The 20,021-nt window shown below is 76.4% G+C and carries 20 protein-coding genes and 1 riboswitch; of the genes, 6 read left to right on the top strand and 14 right to left on the bottom strand.

All coding sequences use genetic code 11. From position 1 onward, the window contains the following. Positions 1-39 precede the first annotated feature (39 nt). The gene (locus tag ACWIX3_RS13740) at positions 40-1,062 is read right to left on the bottom strand and encodes a 6-phosphofructokinase (protein WP_448607910.1); all 1,023 of its coding nucleotides are present in this window, start codon (positions 1,060-1,062) and stop codon (positions 40-42) included. Positions 1,063-1,140: 78 nt separating this feature from the next. Here ACWIX3_RS13740 and ACWIX3_RS13735 point away from each other — a divergent pair, with 78 nt between their 5' ends. Continuing rightward, on the top strand, positions 1,141-2,025 hold the full coding sequence (locus ACWIX3_RS13735; RefSeq protein WP_448607909.1) for an NmrA family NAD(P)-binding protein: 885 nt from the start codon (positions 1,141-1,143) through the stop codon (positions 2,023-2,025). Here the strand turns inward: ACWIX3_RS13735 and ACWIX3_RS13730 are convergent. Continuing rightward, entirely contained in the window at positions 2,022-2,564 is a 543-nt protein-coding gene (locus tag ACWIX3_RS13730; RefSeq protein WP_448607908.1) for a polyadenylate-specific 3'-exoribonuclease AS, read from the bottom strand. The two genes, ACWIX3_RS13735 and ACWIX3_RS13730, sit on opposite strands and share 4 nt — an antisense overlap. Positions 2,565-2,640: 76 nt before the next feature. Between ACWIX3_RS13730 and ACWIX3_RS13725 the strand changes: the two genes are divergently transcribed. Then, the gene (locus ACWIX3_RS13725; protein ID WP_448607907.1) at positions 2,641-2,943 is read left to right on the top strand and encodes a DUF6221 family protein; all 303 of its coding nucleotides are present in this window, start codon (positions 2,641-2,643) and stop codon (positions 2,941-2,943) included. 117 nt (positions 2,944-3,060) lie between these two features. Here ACWIX3_RS13725 and ACWIX3_RS13720 read toward each other — a convergent pair whose 3' ends face one another. Then, the gene (locus tag ACWIX3_RS13720) at positions 3,061-3,825 is read right to left on the bottom strand and encodes a lysophospholipid acyltransferase family protein (RefSeq protein WP_448607906.1); all 765 of its coding nucleotides are present in this window, start codon (positions 3,823-3,825) and stop codon (positions 3,061-3,063) included. Positions 3,826-3,993: 168 nt separating this feature from the next. Here ACWIX3_RS13720 and ACWIX3_RS13715 point away from each other — a divergent pair, with 168 nt between their 5' ends. Further along, positions 3,994-4,674: a hypothetical protein gene (locus ACWIX3_RS13715; protein WP_448607905.1), complete on the top strand. Its 681-nt coding sequence runs from the start codon at positions 3,994-3,996 to the stop codon at positions 4,672-4,674. Between the two features lie 204 nt (positions 4,675-4,878). Here the strand turns inward: ACWIX3_RS13715 and ACWIX3_RS13710 are convergent, their stop codons facing one another. From ACWIX3_RS13710 to ACWIX3_RS13695, 4 genes are read right to left on the bottom strand one after another with little or no spacing between them, the layout of a single operon-like run. Beyond that, positions 4,879-5,892 (bottom strand): ROK family glucokinase, encoded by a 1,014-nt coding sequence (locus ACWIX3_RS13710; protein ID WP_448607904.1) that lies wholly within the window; start codon positions 5,890-5,892, stop codon positions 4,879-4,881. After that, positions 5,893-6,210, bottom strand: coding sequence for a hypothetical protein (locus tag ACWIX3_RS13705; protein WP_448607903.1), 318 nt, complete (start codon positions 6,208-6,210; stop codon positions 5,893-5,895). Next, a complete protein-coding gene (locus ACWIX3_RS13700; protein WP_448607902.1) occupies positions 6,207-7,364 on the bottom strand; it encodes an ArsA-related P-loop ATPase in 1,158 nt (385 codons plus the stop codon). The genes ACWIX3_RS13705 and ACWIX3_RS13700 overlap by 4 nt, the downstream gene beginning before the upstream one ends. Before the next feature lie 7 nt (positions 7,365-7,371). Next, positions 7,372-7,806 carry an SRPBCC family protein gene (locus ACWIX3_RS13695; RefSeq protein ID WP_448607901.1) on the bottom strand — a complete coding sequence of 145 codons (435 nt, stop codon included), beginning with the start codon at positions 7,804-7,806 and terminating at the stop codon, positions 7,372-7,374. A gap of 158 nt (positions 7,807-7,964) precedes the next feature. Here ACWIX3_RS13695 and ACWIX3_RS13690 point away from each other — a divergent pair, with 158 nt between their 5' ends. Next, positions 7,965-9,815: an AMP-dependent synthetase/ligase gene (locus ACWIX3_RS13690; protein WP_448607900.1), complete on the top strand. Its 1,851-nt coding sequence runs from the start codon at positions 7,965-7,967 to the stop codon at positions 9,813-9,815. 56 nt (positions 9,816-9,871) lie between these two features. On the opposite strand, the gene ACWIX3_RS13685 is transcribed toward ACWIX3_RS13690, so the two are convergent. The 5 genes from ACWIX3_RS13685 to ACWIX3_RS13665 form a co-directional block, all read right to left on the bottom strand. Next, entirely contained in the window at positions 9,872-10,993 is a 1,122-nt protein-coding gene (locus ACWIX3_RS13685; protein WP_448607899.1) for a glycosyltransferase family 4 protein, read from the bottom strand. Further along, positions 10,990-12,276 carry a M48 family metallopeptidase gene (locus tag ACWIX3_RS13680; RefSeq protein ID WP_448607898.1) on the bottom strand — a complete coding sequence of 429 codons (1,287 nt, stop codon included), beginning with the start codon at positions 12,274-12,276 and terminating at the stop codon, positions 10,990-10,992. The genes ACWIX3_RS13685 and ACWIX3_RS13680 overlap by 4 nt, the downstream gene beginning before the upstream one ends. Before the next feature lie 229 nt (positions 12,277-12,505). Then, complete coding sequence (locus tag ACWIX3_RS13675; RefSeq protein WP_448607897.1) at positions 12,506-13,588, bottom strand: C40 family peptidase; 1,083 nt, start codon at positions 13,586-13,588, stop codon at positions 12,506-12,508. A gap of 15 nt (positions 13,589-13,603) precedes the next feature. Beyond that, positions 13,604-13,752, bottom strand: a riboswitch (cyclic di-AMP (ydaO/yuaA leader). Between the two features lie 200 nt (positions 13,753-13,952). Beyond that, positions 13,953-14,297 (bottom strand): hypothetical protein, encoded by a 345-nt coding sequence (locus ACWIX3_RS13670; protein ID WP_448607896.1) that lies wholly within the window; start codon positions 14,295-14,297, stop codon positions 13,953-13,955. A gap of 97 nt (positions 14,298-14,394) precedes the next feature. Beyond that, positions 14,395-16,098 carry a D-alanyl-D-alanine carboxypeptidase family protein gene (locus ACWIX3_RS13665; RefSeq protein ID WP_448607895.1) on the bottom strand — a complete coding sequence of 568 codons (1,704 nt, stop codon included), beginning with the start codon at positions 16,096-16,098 and terminating at the stop codon, positions 14,395-14,397. Positions 16,099-16,305: 207 nt separating this feature from the next. Between ACWIX3_RS13665 and ACWIX3_RS13660 the strand changes: the two genes are divergently transcribed. Both ACWIX3_RS13660 and ACWIX3_RS13655 read left to right on the top strand, forming a co-directional pair. Continuing rightward, complete coding sequence (locus ACWIX3_RS13660) at positions 16,306-18,183, top strand: DEDD exonuclease domain-containing protein (RefSeq protein WP_448607894.1); 1,878 nt, start codon at positions 16,306-16,308, stop codon at positions 18,181-18,183. Next, positions 18,180-18,458: an Lrp/AsnC family transcriptional regulator gene (locus ACWIX3_RS13655; protein WP_091155277.1), complete on the top strand. Its 279-nt coding sequence runs from the start codon at positions 18,180-18,182 to the stop codon at positions 18,456-18,458. Before ACWIX3_RS13660 ends, ACWIX3_RS13655 begins: the two co-directional genes overlap by 4 nt. Positions 18,459-18,524: 66 nt before the next feature. Here ACWIX3_RS13655 and trpD read toward each other — a convergent pair whose 3' ends face one another. Next, the gene (gene trpD, locus ACWIX3_RS13650; protein WP_448607893.1) at positions 18,525-19,568 is read right to left on the bottom strand and encodes an anthranilate phosphoribosyltransferase; all 1,044 of its coding nucleotides are present in this window, start codon (positions 19,566-19,568) and stop codon (positions 18,525-18,527) included. Then, the gene (locus tag ACWIX3_RS13645; RefSeq protein WP_448607892.1) at positions 19,565-19,981 is read right to left on the bottom strand and encodes a hypothetical protein; all 417 of its coding nucleotides are present in this window, start codon (positions 19,979-19,981) and stop codon (positions 19,565-19,567) included. Before ACWIX3_RS13645 ends, trpD begins: the two co-directional genes overlap by 4 nt. Positions 19,982-20,021 lie beyond the last annotated feature (40 nt).

Below are 20,021 nucleotides of genomic sequence, written 5' to 3'. Positions count from 1 at the left end.
CCTGCAGGGGGCCGAGGGGCGGGGGCGGAGGGTCCTTGCTCAGCCGAAGAACACCTCGACCTCGGCGTAGCGCTCGACGGGCACCAGCTTCAGCTGCGCCGTCGCCTCGGCCAGCGGCACCCGCACGATGTCGGTGCCGCGCAGCGCGACCATGACGCCGCTCGCGCCGTCGTGCACCGCGTCGAGCGCGGCCAGCCCGAAGCGGGTGGCCAGCACCCGGTCGAACGGCGAGGGGGTGCCACCGCGCTGGATGTGCCCCAGGACGACGGCCCGCGCCTCCCGGCCGGTGCGCTGCTCGATCAGCGAGGCCAGCGCCGTGCCGATGCCGCCGAGGCGGACGTGGCCGAACGCGTCGCGCTCGCCCGCCGCGAGCACCAGGTCGCCGTCCTTCGGCGAGGCCCCTTCGGAGACCACCACGATCGGCGAGTAGCCGGAGTCGAAGCGGTGCTGGCAGTGGTCGACGACGGCGTCCACGTCGAAGGGCTGCTCCGGGATGAGGACGACGGTGGCGCCGCCGGCCATCCCGGCGTGCAGGGCGATCCACCCGGCGTGCCGGCCCATCACCTCGACGACGAGCGTGCGGTGGTGGCTGTCGCCGGTGGTGTGCAGCCGGTCGATGGCCTCGGTGGCCACACCGAGGGCGGTGTCGAAGCCGAAGGTGTAGTCGGTGGCGTCGAGGTCGTTGTCGATGGTCTTGGGGACGCCGACCACCCGGACGCCGGCCTCGGCGAGCTTCGTGGCCACGCCCAGGGTGTCCTCCCCGCCGATGGGGATGAGCGCGTCGACGCCCAGCCGCTCGAGCGTGGCGAGCACCCGGTCGGCGCCGCCCTGCAGCGCGTAGGGGTTGGTGCGCGAGGTGCCCAGGACGGTGCCGCCGCGGGGCAGGATGCCCCGCACCGCGGCGAGGTCCATCTGCACGGTGTCGCCCTCGAGCACACCGCGCCAGCCGTCGCGGAAACCGACCACCTCGTCGCCGGACTGGACGCTCTTGCGGACGATGGCGCGGATGACCGCGTTGAGGCCCGGGCAGTCGCCGCCGCCGGTCAGGATGCCGATGCGCATGGGGCGGTCCTCCGGGAAGGTTCGGGCGCCGACGGTCGTTGGCGGGGTCGTGGTGCTGCAGGTCAGGGGCCGGATCGTATGCCTCACGTGATAGCTGTCACAGGGGCGACCGGCGCGCTCGGGGGACGTGTCGTCACCCGGCTCGCCGGCCGGGAGGACGTCCGGCTGCGGCTGGTGGTGCGCGACACCGCCCGCGCCGCCCGGGTGGCCGGCGCGGAGGTGGTCACCGTCCCGGGCGGCTACGCCGACGGGGCGGGTCTGACCGCCGCCCTCGCCGGGGTGCACACCCTGTACCTGGTGTCGGCGGCCGAGGCCGAGGACCGGCTGCAGCAGCACCTCACCGCCGTCTCCGCGGCGGCCGCGGCCGGCGTGCAGCGGGTCGTCTACACCTCGTTCCTGGGCGCGGCGCCGGACGCCGTCTTCACCCTCGCCCGTCAGCACGCCGCCACCGAGGAGGCCCTCGCCGCGACCGGGGTGCGGACCACGGTGTTGCGGCACGCGATGTACGCCGACTTCGTGCCGTTCCTGGCGGTGCTCGAGGACGGGCAGGCGCTGATCGCGGCGCCGGCCGGCGACGGGCGGACGTCGTTCGTCTCGCGCGACGACCTGGCCGACGTCGCGGCCGCCGTCCTGCTCGACGACTCCCTCGCGCTGGACGGCGCCGTGCTGGACGTGACCGGGCCGGAGGCGCTGTCGCTGGACGACGCGGCCGCCGTCCTGACCGAGGTCACCGGGAGGCCCGCCGTCTACCGCCGCCAGACGGTCGAGGAGGCCTGGGCGACCCGGCGCCCGTCCGGGCACCCGGACTGGGAGATCGAGGGCTGGGTCAGCAGCTACCTCGCGATCGCCGCGGGCGAGATGGCCCGCGTCACCGACGTCGTGCCCGCCCTGACCGGGCACCGGGCGCGCACGGTCGCCGAGCACCTGCGTGCGCACCCGGAGGACTGGGCCCACCTCCGCTAACGCGTCGGGTCGGCCCCGTCCCGGGTCCCACCCCGAGCCTGCGATGGGTGGGGAGGACGGGGTCCCCCACCCATCGCCTGCCATCGGGCCAGGTTGTAGCGGGCGTCGACCAGCGCGTCGTGGGTGCCGCTGGGCCGGGGCGGCAGCGGCGGCTGCCCGAGGTCGTCCCAGCGCTGGCGCAGCTCGCGGGTGAACCGCGGGATCGGCCGCGGCAGCGCGGGCATCGCCCCCCACAGCTGGCACAGCGCGACGTGGTCGTAGGCGGCGAACCAGGCCCACAGCTCGATCTCCTCGCCGGGGCCGGTGAGGAAGGCCAGCAGGTCGTCGCGGATGCGCTGCCGGCTGCGCCACGCCCGGTCCGACGGCGGGGGCAGCTGGTCGAGCACGTTGCGCCGCACCCAGGGGATCGCCCGGCGCTCGTCGAACTCGGTGCTGACCGCGTAGAACTCCCGGCCGGTCTCGTCCACGACGCCGATGGAGACGAGGTCGATGGTGGTGCCGTCCTCGATGAACTCGGTGTCGTAGAAGAAGCGGCGCACGCCCTCACGGTAGGTGCCGGGGCCGGCTCCCTCGTGCCGCGGTGCCGGGCAGGGGACGCCGGGCTAGCGTGCCCCGGTGAGCCCGCCGCACCCGGACCTGCCGACCAGCATCCGCAACGAGGACCTGGTCGACTTCCTGCTCACCCGGTTCGACGAGGACGAGGAGGCTGCGCGGTTCGCCGCCCTGAGCGCGTCGCGGTCCAAGGCGTCGCTGGTGGCGCACGTGCTGCGCGACGTCCGGGCCAAGCGGGACCTGGTCCGGTACTTCCGCGACCTGGAGCAGCGGGGTCCGCGGGGGGCGACCATGGAGCACGCACTGCGGCTGATCGGGCAGACCTACGCCGACCACCCGCACTACCGCGAGGACTGGCGCCCGTGAGCGTCGGCCCCCTCCCGGGTCCCGGCTCCGAGCGTGCGAGGGGTGGAGCGAGGACCACCTCGCCCCCACCGCTGGCGAGCTCGCGGCGGGGCCCCGCAAGGGGGCCGGGGTCCTCCCTCAGCCGGCGAGGGACTCCGGCGCCCGGTCGCCGGCCTCGTCGACGGGCGGCTGCAGCCGGCTGACGACCTCCGACGCGCTGGCCCCGGTGGCGTCCATCGACTTCTTCACGCGGGCGCCGTAGACGTCGACGTACTCCTGCCCCGACATCGTCATGATCTCGTACATGATCTCGTCGGTGATCGAGCGCTCGACGAAGCGGTCGCCGGACAGGCCCTCGTAGCGGGAGAAGTCCAGCGGTTCCCCGAAGCGGACGGTCACCGCCGGGACGTTCCAGCCGACTAGCGGCAGTCGGCGCGGCCGGTAGGTCATCGCGACGGGGACGACGGGGACCCCGGTCTCCAGCGTCATCCGGGCCACGCCGGTCTTGCCGCGGTAGAGCCGGCCGTCGGGCGAGCGGGTGCCTTCGGGGTAGATCCCGAGCAGCCGGCCCTGGCGCAGGATGCGCAGCCCGGTCTGGATCGCGGCCTCGGCGGCCGAGGCGCTGGACCGGTCGATCGGCACCTGGCCGGCGCCGGTGAAGAAGGCCCGCTGCAGGAAGCCCTTCACGCCGTGGCCGGTGAAGTACTCGCGCTTGGCAAGGAAGGTCACCCGCCGGGGCAGCGACAGCGGCATGAAGACCCAGTCGGCCGCGGACAGGTGGTTGCCCGCGAGGATCGCCGCCCCACGGGGCGGGACGTGCTCCACGCCCTCCGCCCGTGGGCGGAACACCAGCTTCACGACCGGGCCGAGCGCCACGAACTTGAGGAACCAGTAGAACAACACGCCTCCCTCGGGGGCTGCCAGACTATTGATCCCGGAGGCGGAAGGACAATGCCACCCCCGCAGCCCCCTTCCCCACCGGCTCCCCGCCGGCCGCCGAGGAGGACCCGTGCCCCACCCCGCCCCGATGACCGGCGCCCCCGCGGCCGGCCGCCCCCGCCGGGCGGGCGCGTGAGCGCCCGCGGGCGGGGCCGCCGGGACAACGGCCTGGACGCCGCCCTGTGGACCCCGCTGCGCGACGTCGACCCGCGGGTCGGGGAACACCTGCTCGACGTGCTCCGCGAGGCCGGGGTGGCCGCCTACCTGGAGCCGTCGGCCGACGTCGAGCCCTACACCCGGACCGTCTCGCTGCCCAGCCCGCCGAGCGACCGGCTCTTCGTCGATCGCGCCCGCGCCGGCGAGGCCCGTGCCCTGGTCGACGAGCACGCCGACGACCACGTGGCCGAGCGCACCCGCGCGCGGCAGTCGGCACGGCGCGACGTCGACGAGGACGCCGAGTGGGCGCGCATCGTCGCCGCCTTCGAGGCCGAGCACGGGCGCACCGTCGTCGACGAGGACCCGTCCGACGCCCCGCCCCCGGCGCCGGCCGAGCCGTCGGTGCTCGACCGGCCCGAGGAGCACTACGAGCCGCCGCCGCCCCCGCCGGTGCCCGCCCCGGCGCCGGCCTCGCTGTACGCGGTGCTGCTGATCGCCGCCGGCGCGGTCCTGGTCGTGGCCCCGCGGGTGGTCGGCCTGTCCGCCGACCTCGGGCTGGTGCTCGGGGTGGCAGCCGTCGCCGGCGGGGTCGGGGTGCTGCTGTCGCGCATGCGCGAGCGCAGCACGGACGACGGCGACGACGGCGCCGTCGTCTGAGCCGGACGCTGCCCACGGTCGGGTCGCGAGGGGCCCGGTGGGTCTCCGCGGGGCTCGACGCGGCGGCTCGACGCGACAGGGGAGGCTCCCTGGCCGCGGTGTCGTCCGGAGGACGACGGTGTCATCGCCGCGGTGTCGTCCGGAGGACGACGGTGTCATCGCCGCGGTGTCGTCCGGACGACGACGGTGTCGTGCGGCCTCCCGCTACGCCTGACCGTCGGTGACGGCGCGGCGGACGAGGTCGGCCGCGCCGACCATGCCCGCCTGCGCGCCCAGCCGGGCGGCGACCACCCGGGGGCCGGGGCGGAACCCGCGGCCGGGCAGCGCCCGCTCCAGCCGCGCCCGTGCCGGGCCGAGGACCATCTCGCCGAGCACGCTGACCCCGCCGCCGATGACGACGACCTCGGGGTCGAGGACGGCGGAGAGGTCGGCGATCCCCTGCCCCAGCCACGAGCCGACCTCGGTCAGCAGCTCCAGCGCCAGCGGGTCGCCGTCGGCCGCGGCCGTCGCCACGTGCTCGCCGGTGAGCCGGTCGGGGTCGCCGTCGACCCGCTCGAGCAACAGCGCCGCGGCCGCTGGGGAGCTTCGGGCCACCTCGCGGGCGGTCTGCCCGAGCGCGGTGCCGCTGGCGTACTGCTCCCAGCAGCCGCGGTTGCCGCACGCGCACAGGCGCCCGTCGGGGACGACGCGCATGTGGCCCCACTCCCCCGCGACGCCGTGCGAGCCGCGCTGCAGCCGGCCGTCCATGACGATGCCGCCGCCGATGCCCGTGCCCAGCGTGATCATCAGCGCGAGGTCCGCCCCGCGGGCCGCGCCGTAGCGGTACTCGGCCCAGGCCGCGGCATCGGCGTCGTTGCCCACCCACATCGGCTGCTGCAACCGGGCGGCGAGGTCCTTGCGCAGCGTCGAGTGCCGCCAGGCCAGGTGCGGGCTGAACAGCACGGTGTCACCGGTGCGGTCGAACCAGCCGGCCGCCCCCACGCCGACGCCGACCAGCGGGCCGTCGTGCCCGCGAGCGAGCACCTCCACCACCGCGGCGATCGCGTCCTCCGTCTCCCGCACCGACGAGCCGGGGGTCGCCCGCCGCGCGGTCGCCAGCACCGTGCCGTCCGGGGCGACGACGCCACCGGCCACCTTGGTGCCGCCGATGTCGATGCCCAGGGCGGGCAGGTCGGCGGCGTCGGTCGCGGCGGGGTGGGTGAGGATCTGCACGGCCACTCAGGCGATCTCGATGTGCTGGACCGGCGGGGTGGGCGGCGCGGGCTCCTCCGCCTCGGCCTGCGGCGCGGGGGCGGACGCCCGCTCGGAGAGGGTGCGCAGGGCCGCCGCGGCGGCGGTGAGGACGTCGGCCAGCGCGTCGGTCACCTCGGGGCGCTCGCCGCGCACCACGGCCGCGGCCTGGCACACCGGGCACCAGCGGCAGTCGGACGGGTGGGCACCGGTGCCGTCCTCCTCGCGGAGGGCGGCCCCCAGGGTCTGGCCCAGCCCGGTCACCAGCAGGCGGGCCTGCTCGACCCAGTCGGGTGTGTCGTTCACGGCGTGCTCCCCTCGGCGGCCAGCAGGTCGGCCGGCCACTGCTGCGGATCGGGTGTGAAGGTGACCTCGAGTCGCGCCCGGGCGGTCCCGGCGTCGGCGAGGGTGCCGCCGGTGACCACGCACCGGCGCAGCAGGGAGTCCAGCCGGACCGAGCGGCGTGCCCCCGCCACGGTCACGACCAGGTCGTCCTGCCAGCGGGTCAGGTCCAGGCCGGCGCGCTGGGCGAAGGGCAGGGGCAGCACCAGCCGGCGGGCGCCGTCGGCCCGGTCGACCGACGGCGCCAGCGCGGCGGCCGGCGCGGCGTCCTCCCCGGCGGCCAGGAGACCAGCCAGCGCCGCGGCGTTCGCCGGCTCCTGCGCGGACTCCGCGACCTGCCGCAGCGGGGCCAGCTCGGCGAGGGCGGCGAGCGCGGCAGCCTGCTCGGCGGCGCGCCCCGCCCACCACTCCCCCGGCCCGCCGTCGGGCAGCACCCGGGCGAGGACGGCGGCCGGCTGCTGGCCGTGCAGCGCCAGCGCGGTCACCGCCCGGCGCAGCGCCGGGACGGCGCCGGCCCGGGGTACGGCGACCAGCCGCACCTCGGTGGACGCCGGGTCGTCCAGCGGCAGCCGGGCCAGTGCCGCCTCCAGGGGCGGGAGGGCGTCGAGGACGGCGTCGACCGGCCCGCGCGCCGCCGCGCCGGAGCGCACCGCGGCGGTCCGGACGGCGCCCAGCACGCGCAGCCGGGTGGGCAGCGCCTGGTCCAGCCACCAGCGCAGCGCCCCCGGCAGGCCGACCAGCGCGGTGCCCGACTCCAGGGGCCCGGCGTCGACGACCACCGTGTCGGCCTCGTCGTCGGCCGCCGCGCGGGCCAGCCGGGCGAGCAGGGCCAGCTCCGCGGTCCCGGGGAGGGGCACCACCGAGGTGGGTGGGGGCGGCGTGAGACCGGGGACGGCGCCCAGCGCGTCGCCGGCCGACGTCCACAGCGACTCGACCGTCGCCAGCGGCGAGACCGAGGCGACGGCCAGCCCGGGGACGTCGCCGAGTCCGGCCGGATGCGGGCCGGGGCGGGTGAGCAGCAGGGTGCGGGTGCCGTCGGCGGCGGCGCGGACGGCGGTGGCCGCCGCGAGGGTCGAGGTACCGGCCCCACCGGGGCCGGTGAGGAGGAGGGTGCGCACCTGCGGCCTAGCCCTCCACGCGCTTCTTGAGCTCCTTGAGCGCCGTGTCGAGGATGACCTTCTCGGCTTTGCGCTTGATCATCCCGAGCATGGGGATGGAGAGGTCGATCGCGATCGCGTAGGTGACCTCGGTGGTGCCGGGCGCGGTCTCGGTGAGGGTGTAGGAGCCCTCCTGCCGCTTCTGCATCTGGCCCTGCACCAGCTGCCAGGACACCCGCCGGTCGCCGTCCCAGGTGTACTCGAGGACGTAGTCGTCCTTGACCGCGCCGGCGTCGAGCACGAAGTGCACGCGGCGGGCCCGGCCGTCCGGTCCGGTCTCGACGACGTCGACCTGCTTGGCCGCCGCCACCCACTCCGGGTAGGACGGGAAGTCGGCGACGACCGCCATGACGTCGGCCGGCGGTGCCGCGACCGTGATCGACTGGGTGGACTGGTCGGCCATGCGGAGCAGGCTAACCGCTCGACCTCACCCGGGCGGGGCCGCGACGGCGACTGTCCCTACTCACGGGTAGCGAGCAGCGGCTAGATTTTCCCGGGACGGCCCCGCGACAGGGGTCCGGGCGACGGTGCCCGGACCGGGCGGGCAGGAGAGGACGAGGCGTGCGCGAGTTCAGCGTCCCCGCGACCACCGAGGTCGGCTCGGACGAGGCCCTGACCGACATGCTGGTCGAGAACGTCACCCGGCACGGCGACGAGACCGGCCTGCGGCGCCGGGTCGACGGCCGGTGGGTCGACGTGACGTGGCGGCAGTTCGGCGAGGAGGTCCGCGGCGTCGCCAAGGGCCTGATCGCCGCCGGCGTGGCCGCCGGGGACCGCGTCGCGCTGCAGGCCAAGACCCGGTACGAGTGGACGGTCGTCGACTACGCGGTCTGGACCGCCGGCGGCGTCGTCGTCCCGATCTACGAGACCTCCAGCACCGACCAGGTCGCCTGGATCCTGTCCGACTCCGGCGCCACCGCGGTCATCGTGGAGCGCGAGATGCACGCGGCGGCCGTCGAGTCGGTCCGCGACCAGGTGCCCGACCTGAGGGCCGTGTACGTCATCGACGACGACGCGGTCGGCACGCTCACCGTCGCCGGGCAGGACGTGCCCGACAGCGAACTCGACGCCCGTCGCGCGACCGTGAACGCCGACAGCCTGGCCACGCTGATCTACACCAGCGGCACCACCGGCCGGCCCAAGGGCTGCGAACTCACCCACCGCAACTTCCTGTTCGAGGTGGGCAACGGGATGAGCCTGCTCGGCCGGTTCATGAACGCGCAGGGCTCGCTGCTGCTGTTCATCCCGCTGGCCCACGTGCTCGCCCGCGTCCTGCAGGTCGGCGCGGTCAAGACCCGCACCGTCATCGGTCACACGCCGGACGTGAAGAACCTGGTCGCGGACCTCGGCGACTTCAAGCCGACCTTCGTGCTCGCCGTCCCCCGGGTGTTCGAGAAGGTCTACAACTCCGCCAAGGCCAAGGCGGAGGGCGACGGGAAGGGCAAGATCTTCGACCGGGCCGCGCAGGTGGCCATCGACTGGTCCCGCGCGCAGGACACCGGCAGCCCCGGGCTGGCGCTGCGCGCGCAGCACGCGCTGTTCGACAGGCTCGTCTACGGCAAGCTGCGCGCCGCGCTGGGCGGCCGCTGCCTGGGCGCCATCTCCGGCGGCGCCCCGCTGGGCGAGCGGCTGGGCCACTTCTTCCGCGGCATCGGCGTCACCGTCTTCGAGGGCTACGGCCTGACCGAGACCACCGCCGCGGCGTCGGTCAACCACGACGACGCGCTGCGGATCGGCACCGTCGGCCGGCCCCTGCCCGGCGTCGGGTTCGCCATCGCCGACGACGGCGAGATCCTCGTCCGCGGCGGCATCGTGATGCGCGGCTACTGGAGGAACGACGAGGCCACCGAAGAGGCGATCGACGCCGACGGCTGGTTCCACACCGGCGACCTCGGCGAGATCGACGCCGACGGCTTCGTGACGATCACCGGGCGCAAGAAGGAGATCCTGGTCACCGCGGGCGGCAAGAACGTGGCCCCCGCCGTCCTCGAGGACCGGCTGCGCGCCCACCGCCTGGTCAGCCAGTGCATCGTCGTCGGCGACCGGCGGCCCTTCATCGCCGCGCTGATCACCCTCGACGAGGAGGCGCTGCCGCAGTGGCTGGCGGCGAAGGGCAAGGACGACGGCCTCACCGCCGCCCAGCTCACCGAGGACCCCGACGTGCTCGCCGAGCTCGACGCTGCCGTCGAGGACGCCAACAAGGCGGTGTCCCAGGCCGAGGCGATCAAGAGGTTCCGCGTCCTCGGCACCGACTTCACCGAGGACAACGGGATGCTCACGCCGAGCCTGAAGCTCAAGCGCTCCCTGGTGCTCAAGGAGTTCGACGCCGAGGTCGAGGGCCTCTACCGGAAGGACCCTGCTACCCCCGAGCCCTCGAAGGCCCGGGGCGGGGCCCTGCAGCAGGGCCGCTAGGAGCGGGCCGTCAGCCGGCCGCACCGAGCCCCGTCCCGCCGCGTGCGGGGCGGGGCTCAGTGCTGCAGCAGGCCCTCGAAGGTGGCGGCGATCGTCGTCCAGGACCAGCGCTGCTCGACCCACGCCCGTCCGGCCGCGCCCATCCGGCGAGCGCGCTGCGGGTCGTCCAGCAGGTCGGCGAGGACGGCGGCCACCGCGTCGGCGGACCGCGGGTCACCCACCACGTGCCCGGTGACGCCCTCCTGCACGGTCTCCGGTGCGCCCCCGGAGGTACCGGCCACCACCGGCCGGCCGCACGCGGCCGCCTCGAGGTAGACCATGCCCAGCCCCTCCACGTCCAGCCCGCCGCGGCGGGTGCGGCAGGGCATGGCGAACACGTCGCCGGCGGCGTAGTGCCCGGGCAGCCGCTCCGGCCGCACCGGCCCGGTGAGGACGACGGAGCGCTCCAGTCCGCGCGCGGCCACGTCCCGGCGCAGGTGGTCCTCCAGCGGCCCGCCGCCGACCAGCAGCAGCCGCGCGTCGGGGTGCCGTGCCAGCACCCGCGGCCAGGCCGCGACCAGCACGTCCTGGCCCTTGCGGGGGACCAGCCGTGAGACACAGGCGACGACGGGCGCGCCACCCAGCCCGTACCGCGCCCGCACGGCCGCACCGTCGGCGTCCGGGCTGAAGCGGTCGACGTCCACGCCGGGCGAGAGCTGCGCCATCCGGGTGGCGCGGCCCAGCGCCGGTGCCAGCCGGTCGCGGGTGTAGTCGCTGATGTAGGTCAGCACGTCGAGCCCGGCAGCGATCCGCCGCATCAGCTGCCGCGCGCCGGGCAGCGCCACCCAGCCGGTCTCGTGGCCGTGCGTGGCGCCGACCAGGTGCCGCACCCCGGCGTCCCGAAGCGCCGGTGCGAGCAGACCCAGCGGGGCCGCGGCGCCGAAGAAGGCGGTGTCGCACCCGTGCCGACGGGCCAGCCCGGCCGCAGCGCGGGCCACCCCGGGCGTGGGCAGCAGCATGCCGGTCGGGTGGCGGACCACGTCGTAGGGCAGCGCGGCGTCGTACGCCTCCCAGCCGGGCGACCGGGAGGCGAGCACCACCAGCGATTCCGGCGGACGGCGGGCCAGCAGCGCGGCGACGAAGGTCTGGATGCCGCCCTGGCGCGGCGGGAAGTCGTTGGTGACGACCAGCGTCCTCACCCGGCGTCCTCCAGCAGCTGCCAGTCCTCGGCGAAGGAGATCCGCTGCGCGCCGGTCGGGTGCGAGCCGAAGAACCACTGCCAGGCCGCGGGCGGGTCCGGGTCGCTGAGGTTGGTGGCCGCCAGCTCCCGCTGCATCGCGATGAACGCGCCGGCGTCCCCCGTGAGGTCGAGCGCACGCAGGTCGGCCCGCGCCTCGACCTGCCGGGACACCAGGTTCTGCACCGGGGTGCTCAGCAGCCCGCCCACCGACAGCAGGAGCAGCACGAGAGGGACGACGGCCGGGTCCGCGGGCGACCGGGCGCCCGCGCGGCGCAGCAGGGGTGTCCAGGACAGCAGCCAGCCCGACAGCGCGACGGCGGCCCCGGCACCCAGCGCCCCGACCAGGGTGCCGGTGAGCACGTCCCGGTGGACGACGTGGCCGAGTTCGTGCGCGACGATCGACTCGATGCCCTCGTGCGGCAGCCGCTCGAGGGTCGTGTCGTAGAGGACGATGCGGCGGGTCGAGCCGAAGCCGGAGACGTAGGCGTTCAGCGCCGTCGTCCGCCGGGAGGCGTCGGAGACCAGCACGTCCTGCACCGGCGTGCCGTTCTCCTCGGCCAGGTGGAGCAGCTCGGTGCGCAGCTCACCGGCGGCCAGGGGCTCGAAGCGGTTGAACGCCGGCTCGATCACCACCGGGTAGAGGAACGACCCGGCGACGACGAAGCCGGCCGCGACGGCCGCGGCCCACGCCCACCAGGTGCGCGGCGCCCGCCGGACCAGCCACAGGAAGGACATCAGTGCCAGGGCGGTGAGCACGGCGCTGATGGCGGTCGAGACCGCGACGTCGCGCAGCCACAGCCCCCAGCTCCGGGTCGAGATGCCGTACCGGTGGCGGACCACCTCCGCGTACGCCGCCACCGGCAGCGTGGCCAGCCGGCCGACGACCACCACGGCTGCCGTGCCCAGCAGCACCTGGGCGACCCGTCCGCTGCCGAACGGTCGCGCCACGGTCTGCACCAGCCGCGCCCCGAGCGGGGTCAGCCCCAGCACGGCGGAGACGGCCAGGCCCAGCAGCAGCGAGATCAGCGAGGCCGGGCGCAGCGCGCCGGCGAAGGCCTCGGCCCGGGCCAGGAGGTCCGGCGGCAGGACCGACGACGGGTCGACCGGGGTCCGGCCGCCGGCCGGCTCGGGCAGCAGGGTCCACGGAGGCACCGTCACGAGGACGACGACGAGCGCGGCGCCGAGCACGGCCGCGACCACCAGCGCGGCCCGGCGGGCGCTCATCCCGCCCGCCCCGCTCACACGCCGATCCTATGGTCCGGCTCCGCGGGGGCCGGGGACGGCACCTGGCCACGGGCAGTGCTCAGCGGCTGCTGAGGACGGCCCCCGGCACGTCGGCGGTCGGGTCGAGGAGCGGGGCCGGAGGCCTCCTCGACGAGGCCCGGGACGGGCTCGATGCCCGTCGGGGACGGCACCTGGCCGCGGTGTCGGCCGGTAGGCCGACCACGTCACCGCCTTCAGGCGATGGCCCTCAGGCGATGCGGCGCACAGCGGTGATGCCGCCCATCGAGTCGACGCTCACGACCTTCACCGGCTGGCCGGAGGTCGAGGCGTGCACCATCTGGCCGTTGCCGATGTACATCGACACGTGGCTGACCGGGCTGTAGTAGAAGATCAGGTCGCCCGGCTGCAGCTCGGCCCGGGAGACCGCCCTGCCCAGCGTCGCCTGCATCCGCGACGAGTGCGGCAGGCTGATGCCGGCCGCGGCGTAGGCGTACTGGGTCAGCCCCGAGCAGTCGAAGGCGTCGGGCCCGCCGGCGCCCCACACGTAGGCGTCCCCGACCTGCGCCAGGGCGGTGTCGACGGCGCTCTGCGCGGCACCGCTGACCGCGGCGGCCGGCGCGGCCGGGACCGCCCGCCCGGCGCGCGCGGCCACGACCTCCTGCTGCTGCGGCGCCGACAGCGCGTCGTACTGCGCCTGGTAGTCGGCGATGTCCGCCTCCAGCCGGACCTGGCGGGCGGTGACGTCGTCCAGCGTGCGCTGGGCGGCGGTCTGCGCGGCGTCGGCGTCGGCGCGGGTCAGCTCGGCCGCGGCGGCCGAGTCGGCGACCTCGCCGAGCACGTCGTCGGTGTGGCCGGCGATGGCGTCGAGGGTGGCCAGCCGGGAGACGAAGTCCTCGGCCGACCCGCTGGTCATGAGCAGGTCCAGCTCCGGCATGCCGTCGCCCGAGGTGAAGGCGGTGCGGGCGACCTGGCGGATCCGCCCGTCGAGCGCCTCGAGCTGCGACTGGGCCTCGGCGGCCGCCTGCTCGGCGCTCCGCACGGCGGCCTGCTGCTGCGCCAGCGTCTCGCGCGCCTCGTTGACCTGCTCGGTCACGGTCTCGAGCTCGTGACCGGCCTGCGCGACCAGCTGCGCGGCCTGCGCGGCGGTGGTCGCGTCCTCCGGGTCGGCGGCGGCGGTGCCCGGCAGGAGCGTCAGGGCGAGGGTGGCGGTGGCTCCCAGGACCACCCCCCGGGCGATGCCGCGGGACGAGGCGGGGCGGCGGAACGCCACCGGGAGGTCGGGGTGGAACTGGTCGACGGCATGCCCCAGGGCAGGGCGGGGGGTCGCCACGGCGGCGGCTCTCCGTTCTTCCTCAGCGACCGCCTACCGAGTTAGCTGACGGGTTCGGGCTGGGAAGAAGGCGCCCTATCTCCGCGCCCCGGCGGACCGGCGCGCGGGAGAACTCACCCCAGTGCTGCGGTGGGTCCCCGGTTCCCCCTCGGCGCCGGTGCGGCGCGTCGGGCGATTCGGCGGTGACCGGCCGAGGTCACCTGTCTGCAGGTGACGACCACCCGGCCGGACCGGCTCACCGTACGGGGGTCGTTGAAGAAGTGACGAACGGGGGTGCCGGGAACTGTGGGATCGGTGTTCCTCCTGGTGGGCGACACGCCGCCGGTCGGACGCCGGGCCCCCATGTACTGCTGGAGCACCCAGCTCACCCGGTGCGCCGCTGCGACCCCTGCCCGCCGCCCCGCCGGTGCGGCGCGGCCCGTCGTGCCGGGGTCGGCCGGACCGAGTGCTGGTGGCGCAGCGGCGGCACCAGACCGGCGTCGGCCAGCACCTGGACGGCGCGCCGCTCGACCTCGTCGAACTCCACGACGACCCCCGGAGGCAACACGACGACGTCCTCCGCGGACAGCCGGTCGTCCCGCCGCCCGGCCATCGGCACGACCGTCGGGTCGACGCCCTGCCAGCCCGGTGGCGCCCCCAGCAGCACGGTGACGACGCAGTTGCCACAGCCGGTACCGCGGGCGGTGCAGGTGTCGCAGTCGATGTACACGGTCCACTCCTCTGCTGGCCGACCCTCGTCGCGGGAGCCGTCCGTGGCCCCGGTCGATCTGGGCAGGACGCTAGGAGCGGGCACCGACAGTTCCGGCTCAGGCGCCGGCGTACTCCCAGTGCCAGGGTTCCTCGCGGCCGTTGCCGGGGTCGGCCCAGCGCGGGTGGAGGAAGCCGAAGCGGCCGGCGTTGGCGAGCATCCAGGCGTACTCCGCCGTCCCGAACCGCTCGACGCCACCGCACAGGTCGACCGCCAGGCCCCAGCCGTGGTTGCTGGTGCCCGGCACCGCGGCCAGGTCCGGCTTCTCGCCGTACAGCTGCACCTGGGCGGCGTAGCTCCGGTAGGAGTCGGTGAGGCACAGCGGCCTCCCGAAGGCGCCGGAGAAGGCGCTGCTCATCGCCGAGTAGGCCGCCGCCGCGTCGCAGCGCAGCACGTGGCCGGCGACCTCCAGCGGGCACATCGCGCTGGGCGGTATCAGCCCGTTCGGGAAGCCGCCCCACGCCCGCCCTCCGGACGTCTCGGGCGGGTACCGCACGTCACCGCACTCGACCGGCAGCGCCCCACCGGCCGGCCCGGCCGCGGGGACGGGCGCGCGTGTCCCGAGGCCGGGCCGCCCGACACCCAGCACCCGGTCGGCCGCCGGACGGCCGACCACCACGGCGCCGGCGCGGGCGTCGGCCGCCAGCACGGTCCGCCGGTCGAGAGCGATGCCCACGTTGCCCAGGCCGGAGCGGCCGGCACCGAGGAAGACCAGGTCTCCCGGGAGGACGTCGGCCGGGTCGACCGGCGTGGTCACTGCGAAGAGTGCCGCCTGGTCGTCCGGGAGGTCGATCCCCACCGAGGCGTAGACGGCGTGCACCAGCGAGCCGCAGGCCCACGCGTCCGGCCCCCCCGCCCCGGGGGCGTAGGGCAGCTCCAGAGCGTCCACCGCGGCACTGACCGCGGCGACCGCCTCGGCCGGCAGGACGACCAGCGGATCCGACGCGCCGGGCAGCTGGGCCGCCCCGGCCTGGGCTCCACCGCCGGACGCCGGCACCGGCGCCAGCCCGTCGGGCAGTCCCGCCGTCGGGTCCCGCAGCGCCGCGGCCGGCGGCGGGGCGACGCCGACCGCCGCCAGCTCGTCGAGGTACCCGTGCCAGTCGGCCGCCGCCTGCCGACCGGCCGCCCGCTGCTCCTCCCGCTGCCGGCCCAGCTGCCGGTCGACGGCGGCGACGGCGACGTCCAGGTCCCGGCTCGCCGCGGCCGCGGCCGCCTCCAGCTCGGCGGTCTCGGTGGTGAGCTGCGCTGCTCGCACACGGGCGGTCTCCCGTGTCCTCTCCGCCTCCGCCCGCCGGGTCGCGGCCTCCTGGCGTCGACGCTCCGCGGCGGTGACCACCGCGGCGGCGTGCCGCTCCGCGGCGTCGAGCAGGCCCCCCGCGGCGACGACGTCCCCGGGGCCACCACCGGACAGCAGCACGGACAGCGGCGTGACCTCGCCCGCGTCCCGGTACACCGCCGAGGCGTGCCGGGCCACGTCGGCCCGGGCCCGGGCGAGCTCGGCGTCCGCCGCGACGATGTCGGCCTCCGCCTGCACTGCGGCCGCTTCGGCGGCGGCGAGGGCCTCCCGAGCCGCGACGACCCGGGACTGCCGCTCCTGCAGGACGGCCTGCACCTCGGCGGCGCGCCGCTGCAGCTCGTCGAGTTCGGGGCTGTCCAGGAGGCTCGCGGTCGCGCCGGCCCGGCCCGTCTGGTCGGCCGCCGCGGGGGGCGCCGAGGACAGCACGGCGGCGAGCGCGACGACGCCCAGGGACAGGGACGCCACTGCGCGGGTGTGGCGACGCCACCGGGAGAGCGAGTGCACGGACCACCTCTGCGAGTCGGGACCGCGGGGGTCCTCGACGAGATGGTCGTCGAGGGCCGCGGAGGCGCGCCAGGGGACGGCGCACCGCTCCCCCCGGACGGGCGAGGCGAGCCCGTTCCCCGGCGCGCGTCCCCGGGACTGTCAGCGCCCCGACCTACCGTCCGCCCCGTGCGCCCTTCCCCCGCTCGGCCGGTGCCGCTCTCCCCCGCTCGCCTCGCCGGGACGGCGGCCCGCGCCGCCGCCGGGCTGCCGCGCTACGAGCAGGCCACCATCGACGAGCTGGGCACCCCGCTGGCGGAGGTCACCTTCGTGGTGGTCGACCTGGAGACCACCGGCGGGTCGCCGAAGGACTGCGCGATCACCGAGATCGGGGCGGTCAAGGTGCGCGGCGGGGAGGTGCTCGGCGAGTTCCAGACCCTCGTCGACCCCGGCTGCGAGATCCCGCCGTACATCAGCGTGCTCACCGGGATCACCTCGACGATGGTCGCCGCGGCGCCGCGCATCGGCGCCGTGCTGCCGCACTTCCTCGAGTTCGCGCGCGGCGCGGTGCTGGTCGCCCACAACGCGCCCTTCGACCTGGGCTTCCTCAGGGCGGCCTGCGCGGAGAACGGCATCCCGTGGCCCCCGGCGGCCTCGGTCGACACCGCCGTCCTCGCGCGGCGGCTGCTCAGCCGCGACGAGGTGCCCAACTGCAAGCTGGCCACCCTCGCGCCCTACTTCCGCACCAGCACCGAGCCCTGCCACCGGGCGCTGGCCGACGCCCGCGCCACCGTCGACGTCCTGCACGGGCTGTTCGAGCGGCTGGGCCCGCTGGGCATCACCAGCCTCGAGGAGCTGACCGGCCTCACCCGGCAGGTCGACCCCGAGCGGCTGCGCAAGCGGCACCTGGCCGACGACGTGCCGCACGGCCCCGGCGTCTACCTCTTCCGCGGTCCCCGCGACGAGCCGCTCTACGTCGGGACGTCGACCGACCTGCGCAGCCGGGTGCGCAGCTACTTCACCGCCGGCGAGCAGCGCAGCCGGATGACCGAGATGGTGGCGCTCGCCCAGCGCGTGGAGGCGATCCCGTGCGCGCACGACCTCGAGGCGGCCGTCCGCGAGCTGCGGCTGATCGCCGAGCACAAACCGCGCTACAACAGGCGCTCACGCTTCCCCGAGCGGGCGCTGTGGGTGCGGCTGACCGATGAGCCCTTCCCGCGGCTGTCGGTCGTCCGCCGCGTCCGTCCGGGCGCCGGGGTCTTCCTCGGCCCCTTCCCCGACCGGCGCGCGGCCGACGCCGCCGTGGCCGCCGTCCACGAGTCGCTGCCACTGCGCCAGTGCACCGGCCGGCTGTCCGTGCGGGTGCTCGGCACCGCCTGCGCGCTCGCCGGCATGGGCCGCTGCGGCGCACCGTGCACCGGCGCCCAGTCGATCGAGGAGTACGGAGAGGTCGCCGCCGTCCTGCGGACCGCGGTGGCCGCCGATCCGCACGCCCTGCTGCACCCTCTGCTGGCGCGGGTCGAGCGGCTGGCGGCCGAGGAGCGCTACGAGGACGCCGCGGTCCTCCGCGACCGCGCCGCCACCCTCGTGCGCGCGGTGCGGCGGCGGCAGCGGCTGGAGTCCCTCGCCGCGGTGGCGGAGCTGGTGCTGGCCCGCCCGGACGGCGAGGGCGGCTGGCAGCTGTCCGTCGTCCGCCGGGGCCGGCTGGTGGCCGCCGGGTGCGCGGCCCGCGGCAGCTCGGTGCGGGCCACCCTCGAGGGTCTCCTGGCGACGGCGGAGACGCCGGTGGGCCCCGACGGCGAGCTGGCCGCCTCGGTCGACGAGACCGAACTGGTCCTCCGCTGGATGGAGAAGCCCGGCACCCGGCTGGTGCAGGTCGACGGCACGCTCGCCTGCCCCGTGCCCGGCACCGGCGGCTACACCGACTTCCTCGACCGGGTGGAGGCCGGCCGCGCCGGGCGCGACCCGTTCGCCGACGGCCGCTCGCTGGGCACCCGCGCCCGCCCCGAGCGGGTCTCCCGCGGGGCCGCCGCCGCCCCGGCGGCCCGGCTAGCATCCCCGGCGTGATCACCGCCATCGTCATGATCGACGCGGCCACCGATGCGATCCCCGAGGTGGCCGAGGCCGTCGCCGAACTCGACGGGGTCAGCGAGGTCTACTCCACCGCCGGCGAGGTCGACCTCATCGCGATCGTCCGGGTCCGCGAGTTCGAGCAGGTGGCCGAGGTGATCGCCGGGCGCATCAACAAGGTGCCCGGCGTGCTCGAGACCGAGACCCACATCGCGTTCCGCGCCTACTCGCGGCACGACCTCGAGGCCGCGTTCTCGATCGGGCTCGAATAGGACCCCGCAGGCCCCCAGCAGGGTCCCGCCGCGGGCCTGCGAGCGGTGGGAGGCAGGGGTCCTCCCTCAGCCGCGCAGGGCCCGACTGGTCTCCACCCAGCGCGCCAGCCGGGCCTCGGCCCGCCCGTCGTCGACCGCGGCCGCCGCCTGCTCCAGCCCCGCCGCCAGCGCGTCGTGCAGCCGCGCGGGCCGCTCCGCGAAAGCCGCCAGCGCGGCAGCGGCGTTGAGCAGCACCGCGTCACGCACCGGGCCGGTCTCGCCGGCCAGCACCCGCCGGAACACGTCGGCGTTGAACGCCGGGTCGCCGCCGCGCAGCGCGCCGGCCGGCGGCTCCGCGATGCCCAGTGCCGAGGGGTCGACCCGGTCGGGCTCCACCTCGCCGCCGCGCACCACCCACACCGAGGACGTCGTCGCCGTGGTCAGCTCGTCGAGGCCGTCGTCCCCCCGGAAGACCAGCGCCCGCACGCCACGGGCGGCGAGCACCTCGGCGACGACGGGCGCCATGCGCTGGTCGGCGACCCCGATGGCGGCCGCGGTCGGGCGCGCGGGGTTGGTGAGCGGCCCGAGGAAGTTGAAGACCGTCGCAATGCCCATCTCCCGCCGAGGCACGGCAGCGTGCCGCATGCCCGGGTGGAACACCGGTGCGAAGAAGAACCCGATGCCGGCCTCCTCGACGCAGCGCGCCACCGCCGGCGCCGGCAGGTCGATCGCCACACCCAGCGCCTCGAGCACGTCGGCGGCCCCGGAGGACGACGACGCCGCGCGCCCGCCGTGCTTGGCGACCGGCACCCCGGCGGCGGCCGTGACGACGGCGGCCATCGTGGAGATGTTGACCGTGTGGGCGCCGTCGCCCCCGGTGCCGACGATGTCGACCGAGGCCAGCGGCAGCTCCACCGGGGTCGCCTGCGCGAGCATCTCGGCAGCCAGTCCGCCGAGCTCCTGCGGCGCCACGCCCTTGGCCCGCAGCGCGACGGCGAACGCGGCGATCTGCGCGGGGGTGGCCTCGCCGGTCATCACCTCGCGCATCGCCCACGTGGTGTCGTCGGCGGAGAGGTCCTCGCGCGCCAGGAGGCGGTTGAGCAGGCCCGCCCAGGTCCGTCGGGCGCTCACCGGGTGACCGGGCGCCGTCCCACCCGGTCCCGCAGCAGGCCGGCGACGACGGCGGGGGCGGTCAGCGGGTCGACCGGGAGGGGCAGAGTGGCGTCGGCCTGCGACCAGTGCGCGAGCCACCGGTCGGGCTGCCGCGCGATGAGCACGCACAGCGCCGGGCGGTCGGCGACCTCCACGGTCAGCTGGCGGGCCAGCGCCAGGCCGCCGGTGGGCTGGGACTCGCCGTCGAGGATGCACAGGTCCACGCCGCCGGCGTCCACGGTCTCGACGACCTCCTCGCCCGTGGCGCACTCGACCCAGGTCAGCGGGCCCACGTCGGCGGCCGGGCGGCGGCCCACCGCGGTGCGCACGGCGGCCCGCACGTCGGGCCGGGAGCTGTAGACCAGGACGGTGGCCGGGGCGGCGTTGCTCACGGTGCCGAGCGTAGTGCCAGCGGCCGCGCTGACCAGGCAG

It is taken from the genome of Geodermatophilus sp. URMC 60 (assembly GCF_053502585.1).
This window is presented reverse-complemented; position numbering and strand designations above follow the sequence as displayed.